At 55.5% G+C, this 20716-nt stretch carries 10 protein-coding genes; 6 read left to right on the top strand and 4 right to left on the bottom strand.

Annotated elements, in window-relative coordinates; genetic code table 11:
• Nucleotides 1-321: 321 nt before the first annotated feature.
• The 4 genes from LAO21_15835 to LAO21_15850 form a co-directional block, all read right to left on the bottom strand.
• A complete protein-coding gene (locus LAO21_15835) occupies nt 322-891 on the bottom strand; it encodes a hypothetical protein (GenBank protein MBZ5554187.1) in 570 nt (189 codons plus the stop codon).
• Between the two features lie 94 nt (nt 892-985).
• Nucleotides 986-1300 carry a hypothetical protein gene (locus tag LAO21_15840; GenBank protein ID MBZ5554188.1) on the bottom strand — a complete coding sequence of 105 codons (315 nt, stop codon included), beginning with the start codon at nt 1298-1300 and terminating at the stop codon, nt 986-988.
• Nucleotides 1301-1317: 17 nt separating this feature from the next.
• Complete coding sequence (locus LAO21_15845) at nt 1318-3915, bottom strand: protein kinase (GenBank protein MBZ5554189.1); 2598 nt, start codon at nt 3913-3915, stop codon at nt 1318-1320.
• Between the two features lie 648 nt (nt 3916-4563).
• Nucleotides 4564-7713 carry a response regulator gene (locus tag LAO21_15850; GenBank protein ID MBZ5554190.1) on the bottom strand — a complete coding sequence of 1050 codons (3150 nt, stop codon included), beginning with the start codon at nt 7711-7713 and terminating at the stop codon, nt 4564-4566.
• An 841-nt stretch (nt 7714-8554) separates the two neighbouring features.
• On the opposite strand from LAO21_15850, the gene amrB reads away from it, so the two are divergent.
• From amrB to LAO21_15880, 6 genes are all read left to right on the top strand, one after another.
• On the top strand, nt 8555-10084 hold the full coding sequence (gene amrB / locus LAO21_15855; protein ID MBZ5554191.1) for an AmmeMemoRadiSam system protein B: 1530 nt from the start codon (nt 8555-8557) through the stop codon (nt 10082-10084).
• 118 nt (nt 10085-10202) lie between these two features.
• Nucleotides 10203-12347, top strand: a complete 2145-nt coding sequence (locus LAO21_15860) for a fused MFS/spermidine synthase (GenBank protein ID MBZ5554192.1) — start codon at nt 10203-10205, stop codon at nt 12345-12347.
• Between the two features lie 58 nt (nt 12348-12405).
• Nucleotides 12406-13500 (top strand): AmmeMemoRadiSam system radical SAM enzyme, encoded by a 1095-nt coding sequence (gene amrS, locus LAO21_15865; GenBank protein MBZ5554193.1) that lies wholly within the window; start codon nt 12406-12408, stop codon nt 13498-13500.
• Between the two features lie 257 nt (nt 13501-13757).
• Nucleotides 13758-16331, top strand: coding sequence for a PAS domain S-box protein (locus tag LAO21_15870; protein ID MBZ5554194.1), 2574 nt, complete (start codon nt 13758-13760; stop codon nt 16329-16331).
• Nucleotides 16324-16779: a response regulator gene (locus LAO21_15875; GenBank protein MBZ5554195.1), complete on the top strand. Its 456-nt coding sequence runs from the start codon at nt 16324-16326 to the stop codon at nt 16777-16779. Before LAO21_15870 ends, LAO21_15875 begins: the two co-directional genes overlap by 8 nt.
• A gap of 60 nt (nt 16780-16839) precedes the next feature.
• Nucleotides 16840-20640 (top strand): PAS domain S-box protein, encoded by a 3801-nt coding sequence (locus LAO21_15880; protein MBZ5554196.1) that lies wholly within the window; start codon nt 16840-16842, stop codon nt 20638-20640.
• Nucleotides 20641-20716 lie beyond the last annotated feature (76 nt).

Here is a 20716-nt window from a genome sequence, read left to right on the forward strand (position 1 = left end):
TTTCAAGAAAAGCATCGAAGGCACAATCGATACCTGCATGGATACGGCGTCGTCTACGGGCTGGATATTTCGACAGATGGGGTCACTACCATAAAGATTGCTCCAGGTACGGCAATAGATTGTCGGGGGGAGGAGATCACTGTTTGCGGGCCGGCTGAGCCACGCCTGCCTGAGGCCGGCGATGTCGTGTACATCACAATCCGGTATGTCGAAAAGGACGGGATGGCAAGATCCTCATCCCTTTGTACAATGCCCAAATGGTCTATCTCGTTTGCTGACTTGCGTCTCGGCGTCTTCGCACGATAAGGTCGGTTTTCAAGTTCAATTCCCGATGATGAGTCGAGGATCCAACTGGAAGGGCTTGCCTTTGTCGCTTCCCGAGACCGTGTACTTATAGGGGGTATCACGAATCTTGTCCGTGCCCGGAATGTCTGAAACGCAGTTGCCGTTCTTGCAGTCAGGGTCTGGAAAGGGTCGATCGTCGCCGAAGCGAATTTCCAACCGGTCCACTTTGTAATGCCAATGCACCTTCTGTTTTCCCGCCTTGACATAAATCGGGTCCGGGCTGACGCTGACTCTACCGCTGGACTCGAAGTTGAAATCCGCTGAGACCTCGGGGGGAATTTTATTGCGCGCTGTGCAAACTTGCAGCGACAGGATCAAGCCTGTTAAGAGTATCCCCGCCAGAAAGCGAAACCGTGTGGTCTGTTGGTTTGGCATGGTTCCCACCCCTTTGCGCGAAGCGATTTTGACCCAAATTCGCACTTCCATTACAAGCGACTGGAACTCCTCGAACCTCTCGAACCCCGGAAATTCAACCCCCGCCGGGTAGAGGACAGCGGTCACCGCCGTCCGGGGCAGCAGCCTCGCTGCAGGCGGTGAACGCACCATTTCTGTATCCGGAAGGATTCGAGTTGACGATCAAATGGTGGAACAATGATCGAGGGATCCTTCTTTCCGTCGATCCGGCCGAGTTCGTATGCTCTCAGTTCCCGACCACAAGTCTGGGATCGCCCTTGTAGATCTTTCCGTTGACTCGCAGTGAAACCGTATATTTATAACTCCCCGGTGTGAGGGGATGGCTTTTCGACTTCGCATGTCCCCGGTTGCAGGCCGGCTTCTCAGGGCTCCCGGAGGCCTTTTCGAACTCGACGTCCACTACTTCTCCCTGCCAGGAGACCCAGTGGGGTTTTTGTTTATTGGAGATGACGTAGGCCTCGTCCGGCACAACCACGACGCTATTCGGATCGTTCAGATCTTCGGCGAAGACCATGATGGGAACTTCATTGTGAAATGGCACTTGATCCTCCTTCTGTGTTATTGGTGGTTCGATGATTTAGGTCTTGCTCCCGTTTTCAGGGCTTCCTGAAAGGCTCCTTCGTTTCGCAGGTTGGCCAGCTCTGGATCCCGGGCAATATCGGCGACGGGATACCCCCCCTCGACTGCCCTGCGAATCCAGTTTAGAGCTTCCTGTTTCTTGCCACAGAGGTTGTCGACTTCGGCGGCCTGGAAGAGGTTGTTGGGATCGTTTGGATCCAGATCCATGGCTCGGCGAAGGTCTTTCTGCGCCTCCTTGACATCGCCCGTCTTGGCAAGACAGAGGGCCCGCGTCAAATAAGCTTCAGCGTCGCCCGGATTAACCTGCAAGTCCCTTGTGGCAAGCTGAATGGCCTTGATGTATGAGTCCTTGGCACGCGGTTGCATTCCTGGTGTCCATCGATACGCATCCCCCAGGTTGGCCCAAAGCACATAGTATCCGGGCTTCAGCGCTACGGCTTTCTCGTAAGCCTCCGCGGCTTCATGGTAGCGACCGAGGGCGTATTCGAGCGTCCCCAGGTTCGAATAGGCGTCCCCGGTGGGATTCAGATCAATCGACTTCAAGTAAGCGGCCCGGGCCTCATCCGTTCGATCGATCTGTTGAAGGGCGGCCCCGAGATTGTAATAGCCGCGTGCATTATCCGGAGAGAGCCCCACGACACGTTGAAACATCTTGAGGGCCTTGGGATACTGACCGCGTTCGAAATAGAATTTCCCCAGCTTGTTGTATCCGGACCAGTAATCGGGCTGAAGTTGAAGGGCTCGGGCGTAAGTGGTCTCAGCTTCTGAAAGCTTGCCCGCTTTCTCGTAGGCTTCGGCTAATCCGAGTGTCGCATCGGCGGAGTAAGGCTGTTTCGACAGCGCCTGCTGGAATTGTTCGATCCCCTCCACGGCGTGGCCTGTGCGCGTTTTGAGGAGACCGAGGGTCACATGGACCTCCGGCATCCGGGGATCGAGTTGCTCAGCGCGCTGGCACAGGGTGATGGCCTGTTGTGCCCAGGTGGTTTCGTGGCTTAAATCGTACTTGTAGAGATAGGCCCGGCATAGACCCGCCTCAACGAGCGCCGAGTCCGACCCGGTCCTCGCCAATTCCTTGAGCAGGGCAATTCCGCTGTCCACGGAGGACTCATTCTCAAATCGCTGCAAGTAACCCAGCGCCTGGAGGTAGTGATCGTGGGCCGCAGCGGTTTCCAAACCGGTTCGCTGGGGAGGCTCGGTCCGCACCGGAAACTGCAATTGCAGCTTATTCACGACGCTCTGGGCCACGCGATCCTCCAGGGCAAAAAGATCTTCGGCGGAACCGTCCACCGTATCTCCATCAATTTGACTCCGCCTTGATCCACTTAAAAGTGAATAGACCACCCGGAGTCGGTCGCCCACTCGCTGCACGGAAGCGCTCAGAATCAGGTTCGCCCCCAACTCCCTCACAATTCGGGGAAGATCCGTTTCGGGGACCGAGAGGCTTCGAACCATGGCCGGAGTCATCACCTGGACGCCGGAGACGTCTTGCAGGTGGGCGCTCACCACCGCCGCAAAACCCTCTGCAAAAAGCTGCCCGTTGGGGTCGCCGCTCAGATCCTTGAACGGCATGACAATGAGGTGTTTTTGAGCGGGGAGGGAGTCTCGCTGCGAAGTAGGGGACTTCCGGACAACCCAGGACACCAGCAGCACCAGTGCGATCAGAAGCACTCCCAGGAGCTGGTAAAGGTGCTTCCCCAGCCAACCCCCTGTCCGATCAGGTGCAGCCAGGACCGCTTCAATCTCCATCCGCGCATCTCCGATGTCCCGGAGACGATTTCTCAACTCCTTCTGCATGCACCGCTGAAGCAAATCCCGGATGAGGCTCGGGGTCTCGCCGGGCAGCGCCTCCCACTCAGGCTCCTGGGTGAGGATGGCCGCAATCTTGTCCGACCGGGTCTCCCCGTCAAAGGCCTTCCTGCCGCACAACATTTCATAAACGACACAGCCGAACGACCAGATGTCGGTCCTTCTGTCGACGGGCTTGCCCCGCGCTTGTTCCGGACTCATGTAAGCTGCTGTACCCAGAACGGTGCCTTGCGTGGTTCCCTCCACGGTGAGCGTGGGAGATTCCGAAATTTCATCCGTTGTATTCTCCCTATCCGTTCCTTTGGCCAGCCCAAAATCGAGGACCTTGACCTTCCCCTCCGGAGTGATCTTGATGTTCGATGGCTTCAGGTCGCGATGGATAATGCCCTTCTCGTGAGCCGCCTCCAACCCCTCTGCAATCTGCCTGGCAAACTGGAGGCTATCCTGGAGGGACAAGGGGGCGACGGCGATTTTGTCAGCGAGGGTCAGACCGGGAACAAGCTCCAGAACGAGGAAGCGCACCCCCTCGCAGTCCTCAAGTCCATAAATGGCGCCGATGTTCGGGTGATTGAGGGCGGCGAGAAGGCGTGCTTCGCGCTCGAACCGGGACAGCCTCAGGGCATCCCCCGCGAGGGCCTCGGGGATGACCTTGATCGCCACTTCCCGTCCGAGCTTGGTGTCCAGCGCCCTGTAAACCTCACCCATCCCGCCAGCGCCGAGGGAGCCGAGTATTTCGTAGGCACAAAGTCGTGTACCGGTTGTCAGAGCCATACGGTCGAGGAAACCACCCCGTTACTGATTCTCCGCAGAACCAAGCTTCACGGGCCAAACATCAAGTCCGACTCAGCCCATGCGAACTCGCCACAGAACAATCTGGAGCAACCCACCTTGGGCAGAAAGCGGATCAGTCACCATCACGGCGGTTCTGCATCCTGGAATGATTCTTGAAGTGCATTCTACAAAGGAAACGGTCTCAAGGAGGGACGAGTGCGTTTGCTCTCAATCATCAACTCTCCCTCTCCTTGACGCTCACAATTCTATGGGCGGCCGGAATTCCGACACGTGTGAATGCCCCGTATCTGCCGAAAGCCAGGCGTCTTTAAAACGCCAAAAGTGGTAAGTCCGCAAACTGCTTATAGTATGAACCCGCGAACCTTTAACAATCAAGCTTGTTCGTTGAGACTTCGAGGGATAAGGATCGGAGTCGGGAATTAAGGAGGGGTGGAGAAAAGCTTTTCACGCCGCGTCTTCGGAGCGTCTTTGGAGTCTGGCCGCTTGCTGCCGCTTTCACAGTCCGGAGCCAGTGTCGCGCTCACTTCGTCGGCAAAGGACGGGGCGCCGAACCATCGCGCAAGCCGACTTGGGCACTCTAACGGGATGACACTTCATCTTCGGCTATGACGATTTTCGTAACACTCCCTACTCCGCAAGCGTTGCCAAGGCCGGGATGATCCAGTCGATCTCCGCCTTGAGTTTGGCGTAAACCTCGTGGGCCAATACGAGATCGTTCTCGCGTCCCAATTTCTCTAATTTCTGTGCAGCCTCAGTCGCTCCTTTGGCGCCGAAGTTACTCACAGCACCTTTCAGGGTATGGGCTGAACGCTCAAGGGCCTTGCTATTTCCTTGTGTGATTGCACCCCGGATCTCGGACAAGAGTTGGGAGGTACTCTCAAGAAACACATCTCGGATCTCCCTCAGAAAGTCCGGATCTCCATCAGCCAGGGCCAGAATCGCCTCCCTGTCGATGGCTTCCCTTTCGTCGGGACGTGAGGGTGACACCTCGGCCGCGCCTTCGGCTCTCTTCTCGGTTGGCGCTAACGGGGATATCCCCGTGTTCCTCGAACTCGCGGCGGAAATCTGTTTTTCAATTGCCTCGAAGAGCCGGGTGGCTTGAATGGGCTTGGGCACATAGCCGTCCATCCCGGCCGCCAAACAGCGTTCTTCGTCACCCCGAATAGCATGAGCGGTCAAGGCAATGATCGGGACGTGCCCGCCGGTCCCCATTTCTCGTTCCCTGATGGCCGCAGTGGCTTCGAAGCCGTTCATTTCCGGCATTTGCATGTCCATCAGCACAAGGTCGAACGCCTCCGTCTCCATTCGGCGAAGCGTCTCGCGGCCATTGTTCGCCACGACGACGGTGTATCCGTGTTTTTCCAGCATATGGACCGCGACCTTTTGATTGACGACATTGTCCTCAGCCAGAAGAATATGAAGGGGCTTGTGGGGAACCGGCCCGGAATGGTGTGTGACGAGTGGTGATAGACCTTTTTGCATGGGCCGGGCGCTGAGCACGCCCACGATAGCATCGAACAGATCGGAGTGCTTGATTGGCTTCGACAAGTACGTGGAAATGCCCAGATCCCGGCAGCGCAGGGCGTCGCCTCGCTGACCGCCCGAAGTTAACATGATGATTTTGACACCCGCCAGATGGACGTCTTGCTTGATTTGCTCAGCGACCGTAAACCCGTCCATGAGGGGCATGTCCACATCGAGCAGGACCAGCGGAAACGGGGCACTTGATTCCCATGCCTGCTGAAGGGCGATCAAGGCAGCTTTTCCGTTGTCGACTACCGTCGGCCGCATCCGCCAGCTCGTCAGAACGTCATCCAGGATGCGCTGGTTGGTGGCGTTGTCGTCGACCACGAGAACGGGTAGCTCCCTCAAATCCATCGGCCGTATCGTCTCAAAGTGCTCTTCAGCCTTCTCTAGTTCAAAGGATGCCGTGAAGTGAAACGTGCTTCCCCGATTGACTTCGCTCTCGACCCAGATGCGTCCACCCATTGACTCAATGATTCGAGAAGAGATCGCCAGGCCCAGGCCGGTCCCGCCATACTTGCGGGTGGTCGAGTTGTCGGCCTGCGAGAAGGCCTCAAAAATGGTCTGCTGCTTGTCCGCGGGGATGCCGATCCCGGTGTCTGCCACAGCAAAGTGCAGTTGCACCTTGGGTTCCGCCCGGGATTCGACTTCAACGTGGAGAACCACTTCGCCCGCCTCAGTAAATTTGATGGCATTGCCGACCAGATTGACAATGACCTGACGCAGGCGGCCGGCGTCGCCAATGAGAACGTCCGGCACATCCGGTCGCACATGGCAGGCCAGCTCCAGTCCCTTGTCAATTTCTTTCAAGGCCAGTGTCCTGATGATGTTGTCGAGGCTGTCTCGCAGGTTGAACCGGATGGGATCCAACTCGAGTTTGCCCGCCTCGATCTTTGAAAAATCAAGAATGTCATTGATCAGGGACAAGAGGACATTTGCGGAGGACCGGACCAGGCCCAGATATTCCCGTTGCTCTTCGGAGAGATCCGTTTCAAGCGCCAGCTCGGTCATTCCGATAATCCCGTTCATGGGGGTGCGAATCTCGTGGCTCATGGTGGCTAGAAATTCGCTCTTGGCCCGAGAGGCCGCTTCGGCAGCCACCTTCGCCTTTTGCAGCTCTGCCTCTGCCCGCTTGCGCTCGGTAATATCGACATACATCGCATAGATTCCCTCGAGATTCTTCTCCACCAGGATGGGCACCCCGTAAATTTCGACGGGCATCAAGCTTCCGTCTTTTCTCTTCCTCAAGCTCTCCCGGCAGACGACATCCCCCCCCAGCACTGTCCCTGAAAATCCAGAAGCCTCTTCGAAGCATGACTGGGGGACAATGACTTCATTGATGGGCAGCCCCTGAATCTCCTTGAAGGAATACTGAAAGATATTCTCAAAACTCTGATTCACATGCAGGATTTTCTCTTCCTTATCCAGCATGGCGATTCCAATGGGTGCGTTTTCATAGAGCTGCTGAAAGCGCACCTTCTGCAACAGAATCTCGATCTCGGCGCGGGAGCGCTCATCGATTTCCTTCTGCAACTCCCGGGTCCGCCCTATGACCCGATGCTCCAATTCATTGCGGGCCTGTTCAAGCGCCCCGTCTCTCGCCTGGATCTGGCTCAGCATCTCGTTGAACGCGGTGGTGAGCATTCCCAGTTCATCATCACGGTGCTGGCGGGCCCGGACTCCATAATTCTTCTCGACCGAAACCACCCTGGCCGTCTCGGCCAATTCCAGGATCGGCCCGGAGATGACGCGCTGCAATCGGGTGGACAACAGCCCGGCCACCAGAACCGCCATCAACAGGACAAGGCCCATGATCAGCACGTATCGCTTCATCCGGGCGTTCAACTCTTGAAGGTCGGATCGAAGGTAAATCGTCCCGATCCTTTCGCCCTGCAGAACTACAGGTTTGAACAAAACCAGGTGTCCTCCATCGAACCAGACTCCATCCGAGGAAGGCCTTTCCGGCAGGTGCGGCGGGGCGATGTTTCCGCCCGGGTAGGTGGTCAGCACTTTCCCGTCTTCTGTATAAAGGCACGCCGCGACAATCGCCGGGTCAACACGCAGGGCCGAGAGGGTTTCCCCCGCGGCCTGCTGATCGCCGAAACTAAGCGCGGCGGTGCTGTTGTTGGCGATCATTTCTGCCATCGTGGACAGATTCCGCAGGGCCGCCCTGCGAGATACGATCACATCGTAGGCTCCAAAAGCCACGCAGGCCAGTACCAGCGCCGCCGCACTGGTCAGCGTGATTATCAAGGCGAGCTTTCGACTTATGGAGATGTCCCGGAAGGAGCGCATCTTAGCGACCCCCCGTGAAATACGACTTCAGGACGGGCCCGGACGGGGTCATCAACGTCGCGCCGAGCCTTACAACAGCCCGAGCGGGGACCTCTTCAATGATCTGAAAACGCGCCATAGAGTCGTCCTGCTTAATATGAGTGATCCCTCCGTCAGACGACGGATGGTGGCTATACCATGCATTCACTTATCGGCATTCAGTGAGAGAAGCTTTAGAGCGTTGATTGAATCGACGTCAGCATTGAAATGGCGACACCCATCGATCCTACTCCCGGGGATCCGACATTTCGTGGACTTCACTGGCGAGCACGCCTTCACTTGCCTTATCAACAGGATTGGTCGTAACAGGGGCCAAAAAATTCATTATCAGGAGGCCAGGAAAACAGGAGGTTATAAAGCTTCAATCTGAGGAGAATGGGATGATCCTGCCACGGGGGCTTTACGTCGACGACCAATCCACTGGTTTCCCGGATTCCTAATAATATCTGGTTTGGGTACCGGTTCACCCAGAGAAGGGGATATACTATGGAGGAGAAATGAGGGGGAGGGAGGGTTTCCATTCTCCCTTGCCCGTCATTGAGGGGGCTTACCACTCCCGTTTCAGCACACTGGTGACTGAACGGTGAAGACTTGAGAAATCCGCTCTCTGCCATCGAAAGGGAGCTTGAGCGTAACTCCACACGAGCAGGTATTGCCCAGCCAGAGATCGATTTCTTAGACTTTCCAGACAGCGCAGCCCTCGAGCGATTTGATCATGCAAGGGACTCGTTCCGTCAAATGCCTTCATTCCGGTGCCATCATGAAAAACAGACTGGTCTATCTTCTTCTCATTTTGAGTTTATGTTTCTTTGCTGGCTGCAACTCCCAAAATGCGCAGTCTTCCGGACACATCGAGCAAACAGATCGACAACCTGCCGTCGCAGGACAATTCTATCCGGCCGAGAGAGAACATTTGGAGACCATGCTCCACCAGTTGTTCTCAAAAGCCGTTCCCGCAAAGCATCTTAAAAACGTGATCGCCATTATTTCTCCGCACGCGGGTTATCCCTACTCCGGAGAGGTGGCCGCTTCGGGTTTTAATCAAATCGATCCGGAAAAGGAATACGACAACATTTTCATTTTGGGTCCCAGCCACCACATTGGCTTTGAGGGCGCCTCTATTTACTCCAAAGGCAATTTTGTCACGCCGCTGGGAACGGTCAAGGTCAACACCAGGCTTGCCCAGGAACTCGTCCGGAAACACAAATTCCTTTCAGACCGGGTTGATGCTCATCAGGCGGAGCACAGCATCGAAGTGCAGCTTCCCTTTTTGCAGATGGTGATGAAGAAGGACTTCAGGATTGTTCCCGTCATCGTAGGCTCCGGGTCAGCCGAAATGTACGCGCAGATCGCGGAAGCCCTGCGCCCATACTTGAATACGAGAAACCTCTTCGTGATCAGCACTGATTTCTCTCACTATCCGGCTTACGCTGATGCGGTTACCGTCGACAAGGCCACGGGCGATGCCGTGTTGACTAATTCCGCCGGAAACCTGATGAAGACCGTCAGGGCCAACGCCCTGAAAAGCATCCCCAACCTGGCCACCAGCATGTGCGGGCTATCGGGCGTGCTGACGTTGCTGTATATGACGCAAGACAATTCCCGGGTGACCTACACGCCGATTCAATACAAGAATTCGGGAGATGCGGATCCCGGCATGAGACAGCAGGTCGTCGGGTATTACGCCATCGCTGTGTCACTCCAGGAGGGGGCCCCCGGTGGCGGCTTCGGCCTGACCGATAAGGAAAAGGGGGAATTATTGGGAATCGCGCGGTCGGCCCTCGATCAGTACCTCAGGAATCGGCGGGTCCCTGAGATTGATGCGTCCATTTTCTCTGAAAACATCAGGACGAAGACCGGCGCCTTTGTGACGCTGAATAAGAACGACCAGTTGAGAGGATGCATCGGACGATTTGATGCGAGCGAGCCGTTGTACAAGGTGGTCCAGCAAATGGCCGTTGCCGCAGCAACGGAAGATCCCCGCTTCGGTCCCGTGGAATCCGCAGAATTGAACAAACTTGAAATCGAAATCTCAGTGCTCACCCCGTTGCGGCGCATCCACTCCATCGATGAGATTGAAATGGGCAAGCACGGCATCTATCTCCGCAGGGGAATGAAGTCAGGAACGTTTCTGCCGCAGGTGGCCACCGATACGCACTGGACGAAGGAAGAGTTCCTGGGTCATTGCGCCCAGGACAAAGCGGGCCTGGGCTGGAACGGGTGGAAAGACGCGGAAATCTACGTCTACGAGGCGATCGTGTTCAGTGAAAAAGAAATCCTGAAACATTGACCTGAATTCCGGGATTTGCCCGGGGCCAATTCTCGGAAATCCGGCTTGCCACCCCTTCAACGATCCGGCGATCCCGGGTGCTATCTTTATGGTTCATTCGAGTGTCGACAGAAGGATCATGCTTGCCATCGGCGCAGTTGGCTTTACGTCGATCATGACGCAGACGATCCTGTTGCGTGAATTTCTGTCGGTATTTTCCGGGAATGAACTGGTCATCGGGATTGTGCTGGCCAGCTGGATGATTCTGACCGGGGTGGGGTCATTTCTGGGACGGTTCGCCGGCAAGGCGAAACATCGGCTGGACCTCATCATCATTTTGTTCCTTCTGACTGCCCTGCTTCCAATCGTCACCGTCTTCCTCCTGAGCTATCTCAGAAATCTTGTTTTCCCTGTGGGCGCCCTGATTGGGCTGGTCGAAAGCCTGTACAGCTCATTTCTGCTCCTGCTCCCTTACTGCGTGATTTCAGGCCTCCTCTTCACCCTCTTTGCACAGACCGCCTCGGAACAGGGGAATTCCAATCTCATCGCCAGCGTGTACTGCTGGGAATCCCTGGGGAGTATCGTGGGCGGCTTTCTGTTCAACCTCGTGATCGTTTTCCTGCTTTCGACCTTTCAAGCCCTCCTCCTCCTCGCTGTCTTTAACCTCAGTGTCTGTTTCTCTGTCTCCTTGAAATATGGGAGGCCGGCCTTCAGGTACGCCCTCCCGCTCGTGGGAGGTCTGGTTGTGGTGCTGGCTTTAACGGTCAACCTGGATGCACTTTCGAAGCGGTTCCTGTTCCGGAATCAGGAACTCCTTTTTTACCTGGACACCCCTTACGGCAACCTAACCCTCACCCAACAAGGGGAGCAAAGGAACTTTTACGAGAACAGTGTCCTTCTTTTCTCCACAAATGATGTGATGTCGAATGAAGAAGCGGTTCACTATGCCATGGTCCAACATCCACGTCCCCGCAACGTCCTCCTCATCTCGGGCGGCATTTCAGGGACGATCCGGGAGATCCTGAAGTATGATGTGGATCGAATCGATTATGTGGAGCTCAATCCCTGGCTCATCGAGATGGGGAGAGACTATACCTCCGCATTAACGAGTCCCAAACTTCATGTCTTCACGGACGATGCCCGGAGATTCCTCAGAGATGCGGACGGACACTACGACGTCGCCTTAGTCAATGTGCCCGATCCGGTGACCGCGCAAATTAACCGGTACTATACCGTAGAGTTTCTTCGGCAGCTCAAGATGAAGCTGAATGCGGAGGCAGTGGTCTCCTTCAGCCTGCTCCCGTCGGTGGACTACCAGGGTGCGGAAGCCCGGCTGCTCAGTTCCATCATGAACAATACGCTGCGCACGGCGTTCAAGAATGTGCTGATTGTCCCCGGGCTGCGAAATTACTATCTCGCCTCCGACGCTCCGTTGGACATCGAAATCACCCGCAGGATTGAACAGCGCCACATCGCCAACAGCTATGTGAATTCCAGTTATGTCGACGATCTCTCCTTGCGCCAAAGAAGTGATGCCATGGTCCGGGATCTCTCAGGGCGGACCGTCTTGAACAGAGATTTTGCTCCCATCGCCTACTATCGCCAATTAATGTACTGGCTCAGCTCCCTGCAGTTCAGTCCCTGGATCCCGGGCGGCGTCTTGATCGTTCTTCTCGCGCTCGTGACGGCGAAGCTCAATACGATCAGCTTCGGATTGTTTACGGGGGGATTCGCGGCCTCCTCCATGGAACTTCTGCTGCTGATTTCGTTTCAAATCCTTTATGGGTACGTCTATCAGGCCACCGGCTTGATCATTACCCTGTTCATGGCGGGGCTTGCGGCGGGATCCTTTTACGGACAGAAACGATCCAGGCCTTTTGGTGTTCCGGGATTCATTGGTACCCAGTGCGCCATTGGCGTCTATTGCCTGCTGCTCCCCATCGTCCTTTTGATATTGAAGGGAGCCCATCTGGGGGACTTCATAATTCACGCCATCTTCGTCCTCCTCACCTTTGCGGTGGCAGCGCTCGTCGGCCTGCAGTTCTCCATCGCCTCAGCCCTTCGGAGGGGAAAAATTGAGTCGGTGGCCTCAGAACTGTACAGCATCGACCTCATAGGCTCGGCCATCGGCGCCCTGGTTGTCTCGACCTTCCTGGTCCCGCTCCTGGGCATTGCGAAAGTCAGTCTTGTCGTCGCATCCCTGAGCTTGCTGAGTGCCGTCGTGACGACGCTCAATAGAAACCGATCCACCGTTTTTTCAGAGAGTGAGTTGGCCCATGTGTGAACTAATCGAACAGAAGAATTTGACTCGAAGACGATTCAATAAGTACTGTGTCCTGGGGATGGGGGCGTGTCTTGTCGGGCTGGACTGGCTGGAGCATCTCACCGGCACCTCGAATGTACTTCTGGGCTCTGAAGGTCCCGGGAAATGGAGCAAGGAAGCCCTTTTCTATTCAAGAACAGGCAATACCATCACCTGTCTGAAATGCCCCAACTACTGCCAACTGGGACTGGATGACACCGGGAAGTGTCGCAACCGGGTGAGCTACCAGGGAAAGCTTTACACGATTGCCTATGGAAATCCCTGCGCAGTTCACATTGATCCCATCGAAAAGAAACCGCTCTATCATTTTCTTCCTACCACCCGGGCCTTCTCGATCGCTGCGGCCGGATGCAATTTCCGGTGCCTGAACTGCCAGAACTGGCAAATTTCCCAAGTCAGCCCAAAGGAAACAGCCAATGCGGATTTAATGCCCCAAGCTGTGGTTGACCAGTGTGTCAATTCGGGTTGTGAATCGATTGCGTATACCTATTCGGAGCCAATTTCATTTTACGAATATGTGCTGGATACGGCAAAGCTTGCCCGCGCGAAAAAAATTAGAAATGTTTTTAAGTCGAATGGCTACATCAATCAAGAACCCCTCCGCCTGCTGTGTAAGAATCTCGACGCGGCCAATATCGATTTGAAGTGCTTTGAGGATGGGACCTACGCCCGATTGTCCGGGGGCAAACTGGCGCCCATCCTGAATACCCTCAAGACCTTGAAGCAAGAGGGCGTGTGGCTGGAAATCACAAATCTGGTCGTCCCGAGCTGGACCGACAATCTTGACATGATCAAGAGGATGAGCGACTGGCTGGCGGCCAACGGACTGGCCGATTGCCCCCTGCACTTCACACGGTTTTCTCCACTCTATAAACTCAGCCAGCTCCCCATGACCCCTGTTTCGACCCTCGACAAAGCGAGAGAAATCGCCATGCAAGCAGGAATGCACTATGTGTACGTCGGCAATGTCCCCGGGCATGCTGCCGAAAATACTTACTGCCATGGATGCAAGAAGCTGCTCATGGAGCGAAAAGGATTCCGGATTTACGCCAACAACATGGCTGCCGGCAAGTGCAAGTTCTGTGGTGAAAGAATTCCGGGGGTCTGGACCTAGTGGACGGAATCTGAAATCAGGCACAATTTAAACTTCCCCTCCAACTCCTTGAAAAGAATTCTCTAATGCTCCTCTGAAAAAATCCGATAACAATGGACGGGTAGGAGTGTTTTCGCAAGCCTTCGGGCCGCGCTGCTGCTCGGTTACGTCTGTTTTTCAGAAAAGCTGAATCTCATCTCAAGCTCGCTTTCGGAACCTCTTCGACCCCCACAACCAGCGAACCTTCTTAGGGTCAGTTCATAGTCAAAGGTCATCGCATGAAATCAGTTCTTGCCATCGATAAGCGGACCCACCCTCCCTCCATGCCTCGACTCCTCCTTTTGGTGTTTTTCATCCTGGCGGTGAGCATTGGGGCTTCCGGTTACTATTACTATTCCAACCAGCGAAAAGATATCAAACAAAGCAGTGCCGAAGAGCTTTCCGCCATCGCCGAGTTGAAGGTCAACGGGATTGTGAGTTGGCGGAAGGCTCGACTGGGAGATGCCGACGTTATCTTTGGGGGTCCCTGGACTGCCGCCCGGATCCAGCAGTTTCTCAACGACCCGTCTTCCGTTGCCCTGCAACAGGAAATCCTGACGTGGATGGAATCCAGAAGGAAGAACTATCAATACAACTCTGCTTTTTTATTCGACGCCCTGGGAAACATCAGGTTATCTGCCAACCCGGAGGATGAACGGATCCACCCCCTCACGATCGATCTCGTAAAGCAAGCCTTGAGCACCCGCCACGCAATTCTGTCGGACATTCGGGAATCGAACCAAGGAAAGGATCTTGATATCGATCTGATTGCACCCCTTGTCCTGGGGAAGGGCTCGGAAAAGATTCTGGTGGGTGCTCTCCTTTTCCGAATCGACCCTCGCACCATCCTATACCCGCTCATCCAGACGTGGCCCACGCCCAGTAAGAGTGGTGAAACCCTGCTCGTTCGTCGCGAGGGGAAAGACGTTTTGTTTTTGAATGATCTGCGCCACCGCAGGAATGCTTCCCCAGCCCTCCGAATCCCTCTTACCAAGCTGGAGGTCCCGGCTGTTCAGGCGGCATTGGGCCAGGAAGGAACAGTGGAGGGGGTGGATTACCGCGGCGTCAAGGTGCTCGCGGTCAAACGCGTCATCCCTGATTCATCCTGGGCGATGGTTTCTAAGGTGGACATAGATGAAGTCTACCGGCCCCTCTACGAGCGAGCGCGCTGGGTCATTGCGTTCGTGGGGATTCTGATCCTCTCCGCCGCCTTGTGTCTGGGATTCATTTGGAGACAGCAGACAGCCCGTTTCTATCTCAAAGGATACCAGGCGGAACTGGCACGGCGGTTGACCGAGCAGAGGATGAAAGAGAGCGAGGCGCGCTATCGCTCTTTGTTCGAGAACATGCTTGAAGGATACGCCTACTGCCGGATGATCTTTGAACACGATCAGCCCCAAGATTTCATCTATCTCGATGTCAATCGTGCCTTCGAGCAATTGACCGGCCTGAAGAATGTCGTTGGGAAAAGGGTCACCGAGGTGATTCCGGGGATACGGAGGACCACTCCGGAATTATTCGAGGCTTATGGCCGGGTGGCATCGACGGGCAAGCCGGAAACATTTGAGATTTATGTTGAGGGCCTGGGAATCTGGTTTTCGATCTCCGTATACAGTCCGCAAAGAGATTGCTTTGTCGCCGTTTTCGAAAACATCACGGAGCGCAAGCGCGCCGATACTGCGTTGCGTCACAGTGAGGCGCAATTCCGCACCGCCTTCGATGACGCGCCCGTCGGCATGTGCTTGACCACTCCTGAGGGCCGTCTCCTGCGGGTTAACCAAGCCCTCTGCCAATTCCTCGGATACACGGAGCCGGACCTGCTGGCCAGGGGTTTTGACGAGGTGACGCACCCGGACGACCGGGAGAACAGCCTCGAAGGCTTAAAGCGCGTGCTATCCGGAAAGGCAGAATCCGCCGATTTTGAGAAGCGATACCTCCGCCGGGACGGACAGCCCATCTGGGCGTTTGTGAGAACTTTTCTCCTGAGGGACGCGAACCACCAACCCGTCCATTTCATCACGCACATCCTGGACATCAATGAGCGCAAGCGCTCGGAGGAAGAGGTCCGCCGATTGAACATTGAACTGGAACAACGTGTGCTCGACCGCACCACCCGGCTGGAAGCGGCCAACCAGGAACTGGAGGCGTTCGCATATTCCGTCTCCCACGACCTTCGCGCTCCGCTGCGTGCCATGGATGGATTCTCGCGCATCCTGCTGAGTGATTACAGCTCCCAGCTTGCCTTCGAGGCCAAGCGCTATCTTCAATTGGTACGGGACAACGCCCGGCAGATGGGTCATTTAATCGATGACCTGCTCGCCTTCTCGAGGCTCAGCCGTCAAAACCTGAATAAGCAAGTGGTCCGGCCACAAGATCTGGTCAACCAGTCTATCGAAGATCTACGCCCCGAGCAGGATGGCCGGAAGGTGGAAATCAAGGTGGGGTCCTTGCCCGCCTGCCACGCCGATTCACCCCTGCTCAAACAGGTCTTCATGAACCTGCTATCCAATGCGCTCAAATTTACCCGTAAACGCGAGTTGGCCGGCATTGAAATTGGCTGCCAGAGTCGAAATGGCGGGGCCACCTATTATGTCAAGGACAACGGCGTGGGCTTTGACATGCAGTATGCACAGAAATTATTCGGTGTTTTTCAACGGCTGCATCGCTTGGAAGAATATGAAGGCACCGGCGTGGGGCTGGCGATCGTGCAGCGGATTATCTCTCGCCATGGAGGGCGCGTTTGGGCCGAGGCCGCGTTGGACCAGGGAGCAACTTTCTATTTTACTTTGGAGGGAGAGACGAGCCATGAGTGAAAGACCTGTGGAAATCCTGCTGGTGGAAGATAACCCGAATGACGTGGAACTCACCCTGCATGCTTTCAAGAAACACAATCTTTCCAATCGAGTCCACGTCACGCGCGATGGCGTTGAGGCCCTGGACTATATCTTTGGCTCAGGGGCCTATCAGGGCCGGAACATCGAGGACAAACCCAAGGTGATCCTGCTCGATTTGAAACTGCCCAAGGTGGATGGGATCGAAGTCCTCCGCAAGATCAAGGCCGACGCGAGGACCCGGGCCATCCCCGTGGTCGTCTTGACCTCCTCCCATGAAGAGCGCGATATCGTGGAAACTTACAATCTGGGGGTCAACAGCTACATTGTCAAACCCGTCGACTTCGAACAGTTCACCGAAGCCGTTCGGGAGGTAGGCCTTTACTGGCTGCTCCTCAATCGGCCCCCCATCTTTAATCCGAACGGCTAGGCCGTGATGCAAGGCCGTATTGAGGTCGAGCGAATCGAATTAGAAACCCCGAGGTGACCGATGTCTGTCCCAATCAAGGTTTTGTTGCTGGAGGACAGTGTCTCTGACACTGAACTCATATTGCATGAGTTGCGCAACGCCGGCTTCGACCCCCAATGGGAGCGCGTGGATACCGAAGCGGATTTCCTGACCCATCTCAGTCCTGCACCGGACATCATCCTTGCCGATTTCAAACTCCCCCAATTCGACGGAACTCGCGCCCTTCGACTGTTGCGAGAACGGGGATTGGATATTCCCTTCATTCTCGTCTCAGGATCCATCGGAGAAGACCTTGCAGTTTCCGTTTTGAAAGCAGGCGCCTCTGATTACCTGCTCAAAGACCGCCTCGCTCGATTGGGCCAGGCCGTCGGTCATGCGCTGGAGCAAAAAAAAGCGCAGGAGGAGAAACGCCGGGCCGAACAGGCCCTGATTGACAATGAAAAGCGCTTTCGCACCTTGATCGAACATAGTTCGGACACCATTTGCCTGGTGGCTCCCGAGGGGACCTTCTTGTATGCCGGGCCTTCTTCCGCTCGAGTCATCGGCTACCAGGAAGAGGAGTTGGTCGGCCGAAACGTGCTCGAATTCATCCATCCGGACGATCGGGAGCTTACACTGGCGATCCTGACGGAACTGGTGAATACGCCGGGTGACAGGGCAACGGCGCAATATCGATTCAAGCATAAGAATGGCTCCTGGCTCTGGATCGAAGGGGTCGCCTGTAATATGGTGGATGAACCCAGTATCCGGGCGATCGTGGTCAGCTATCGCGATATTTCAACCCGCAAGCGGACGGAAGAGAGCTTGAAGCAAGCCTTGGCCTGGTATGAAGCGATCTTTGAAGGCTCACGGGATGCCATCTTCATCAGTGATGCCGAGTCGAGATTTATTGCCGTCAACCAGGCCGCCTGCGAATTGACGGGATATTCGAGGAAGGAACTCCTGGGCATGCGAATTCCCGATCTCCATGAGCCGAGTGATCTCGAGGCTTATGAGAAATATCACGACCGCATCATGGTGGGTGTGGATATTGTGGACGAGGCCAAGGTCTTGCGAAGAGACGGCAGCAAGGTGGATACCGAATTCAACAATCGCCGCATCCTCATCAACGAGGTTCCTTTCATTCATAGTGTGGCCCGCGATGTTACAGACCGAAAGCGCGCGGAAGAAGCCCTGAGGCGCAGCCATGAGTTCCGTGACAGGGTCATGGAAAGCGCCACCAATTCGATTTTCGCCGTTGACCTGAAGGGGAAGTTTACACTCGCCAACAAGCGAACATCCCGGATCACCGGCTACGAGCCGGACGAATTCATCGGGATGTCATTTCACCGGCTTTACTCACCTGAGGTTTTGCCTGGCCTTGTGGAGCAGTTTAAGCGGCTGGTGACCGACCGAATTTCCATTTCGCAGTACGAGACTGATCTCATCCGGAAAGATGGGACAACCATTACCATCTCCTTCAGTCTTGCTCCCCTATTGGAGAACGGACAAGTCGTGGGCGTGGTCGGAACGTCGGAAGACATTACCGAGCGCAAGCGCGGAGAGGAAGCGCTGCGACTGGCCGAGAACAAGTATCGCTCCATTTTTGAGAACACCATCGAAGGCATCTTTCAATCGACCCCGGAGGGTCGTTACCTCAGTGTCAACCCGGCCCTCGCCAGGATCCATGGGTTCGAGTCCCCTGAGGAAATGATGTCCTCCATAACCGACATTGGACATCAACTCTACGTCGATTCCAACCAGCGGGCAGAGTTCAAGCGCCTCCTGGAGGTAAGTGGCTATGTGAAAGATCTGGAGATTCAGACCCGCCGGAAAGACGGAACCCGGATTTCGACCTCAGTGAACGCTCGCACCCTTCGCGATGCAAGCGGTGCGGTAATGTGCTATGAAGGGACCGTTGAGGACATCACGGAGCGCAAGCGCGCGGAGGAAGCACTCAAAACGCAGGCACAAGTGCTCCAGAACATGGTTGAAGGCGTGTGCGTCACGGAAGAGGGAACCCATATCACGTTCACCAACCCCCGATTCAACGCCATGTTCGGATATGAGCCAGGAGAGTTGATCGGAGAACATGCGTCCATCTTGCATCATTGTTCAGCCGAAGAGAGTGCGCAGCTCCATGACGAGATTGCACATCGACTCCAGACCGGGTCGCTGTGGGAGGGAGAATGCCTGAACACCAAGAAAGATGGGACGCACTTTGTCACTTCAGCCCGGATTAGCCGAATGGAAATTTCAGGCAAGGATTGTTGGATCTCTGTTCAAGAAGATATAACTGAGCGCAAGCGGGCGGAGGAGGAACGTCTCAAGCTTTTTCGTGCCGTGGAACAGAGTCCGGACTCGGTGGTCGTTACCGATACGCAAGGGAACATCGAGTATGTGAATCCCAAATTTACTCAAATCACCGGGTACTCGTCGGCAGAAGCCCTGGGACAAAATCCCCGCATTTTGAAATCCGGCGAACTATCCCCGGAAAAATACCAGGAGCTGTGGAAAACCATTACCAGCGGCCATGATTGGCGCGGCGAATTTCATAACAAGAAGAAAAATGGCGAGCTCTACTGGGAATATGCCACGATCTCTCCCATCAAGAACGCCCAGGGCGACATCACTCATTTCCTGGCCATCAAGGAAGACCTCTCAGTACGAAAAAGTCTGGAGGAACAACTCCGGCAATCGCAAAAAATGGACGCCATTGGAAGACTGGCGGGAGGAGTGGCCCATGACTTCAATAACCTGCTCACGGCGATTCTCGGGTATTCCGAGATGATGGAGACGAAGTTGAAGGCCAACGATCCCCTGTGCTCCAGTGTCCGGGAGATCCGTAACGCGGGAGAGCGCGCGGCCACCCTCGTTCGTCAACTCCTCGCCTTCAGCCGGAAACAGATGCTTCAAACGAAGGTCTTGAATCTGAATCAAGTCGTCGGGGAGTTGGACAAGATGCTCCGCCGGCTGATTGGCGAGGATATCGATCTCGTCACGCTCTTAGACCCCAAGGTGGGCCAAATCAGGGCCGATGTGGGCCAAATCGAGCAGGTGGTGGTGAATCTGGCCGTCAATTCCCGCGATGCAATGCCCAAAGGGGGAAAGTTGACCATCGAAACGGCCAACGTCGAACTCGACGAGAATTACGCCGGCACTCATGTGGATGTCGAACCCGGTCCCTATGTGATGCTGTCGGTCAGCGACACCGGCTGCGGGATTGATCCGGCCATTCGGTTGCGGATCTTTGAGCCCTTCTTCACGACCAAGGAGACGGGAAAGGGAACGGGTTTGGGCCTTTCGACGGTCTATGGAATTGTCAATCAGAGCGGGGGAAGTATCTCGGTTTACAGCGAACCCGGGGAGGGGACGACCTTCAAAATCTATTTGCCTCGTGTCGATGAACCCATCGAACCGGTGGCCCGATACCCAAAGGGAGAAGAAGCCTCCCGGGGCACGGAAACGATCTTGATCGTGGAGGACGATGCGCTGGTACGCAAATTGGCCACTGAAACGTTGAACAGATTTGGCTACCAGGTCCTGGAGGCGGCCCATGGCGAAGAGGCCCTTCGAATTTGCCGAACACACGAGGGGACCATTCATTTGCTGTTGACCGACGTCATCATGCCCGGCATGACGGGGCGAGAGTTGGCCGGCCGGATCGAACCGCTGTTCGCCAAGATTAAGGTGCTCTATATGTCGGGTTACACCGATAATGCCATCCTGCGCCAGGGCCGGCTTGATCCGGACATGAGCTTCCTTCAGAAGCCCTTCACCCCCAGCATCCTGCTGCACAAAGTCCGCGAGGTGCTGGATCAGGAGTTGTCACGGGTTCAGTAATCCAAGCGTCGTGCCGGATGTCCCAGAGGATGGTCATTGGGATTTGCCTCGCGTTGTAGGCCGGGTCCCCTGACCC

The sequence above is a fragment of the Terriglobia bacterium genome, assembly GCA_020073085.1.
Taxonomy (GTDB): Bacteria; Acidobacteriota; Terriglobia; order JAIQFV01; family JAIQFV01; genus JAIQFV01.

Bases quoted from the DNA above. Each gene is read 5' to 3' on its own strand.
- LAO21_15860 (MBZ5554192.1), top strand. From the start codon at position 10,203: ATGCTTGCCATCGGCGCAGTTGGCTTTACGTCGATCATGACGCAGACG.
- amrB (MBZ5554191.1), top strand. From the start codon at position 8,555: ATGAAAAACAGACTGGTCTATCTTCTTCTCATTTTGAGTTTATGTTTC.
- amrS (MBZ5554193.1), top strand. From the start codon at position 12,406: ATGGGGGCGTGTCTTGTCGGGCTGGACTGGCTGGAGCATCTCACCGGC.
- LAO21_15870 (MBZ5554194.1), top strand. From the start codon at position 13,758: ATGAAATCAGTTCTTGCCATCGATAAGCGGACCCACCCTCCCTCCATG.
- LAO21_15880 (MBZ5554196.1), top strand. From the start codon at position 16,840: ATGTCTGTCCCAATCAAGGTTTTGTTGCTGGAGGACAGTGTCTCTGAC.
- LAO21_15875 (MBZ5554195.1), top strand. From the start codon at position 16,324: ATGAGTGAAAGACCTGTGGAAATCCTGCTGGTGGAAGATAACCCGAAT.
- LAO21_15845 (MBZ5554189.1), bottom strand. From the start codon at position 3,915: ATGGCTCTGACAACCGGTACACGACTTTGTGCCTACGAAATACTCGGC.
- LAO21_15835 (MBZ5554187.1), bottom strand. From the start codon at position 891: ATGGTGCGTTCACCGCCTGCAGCGAGGCTGCTGCCCCGGACGGCGGTG.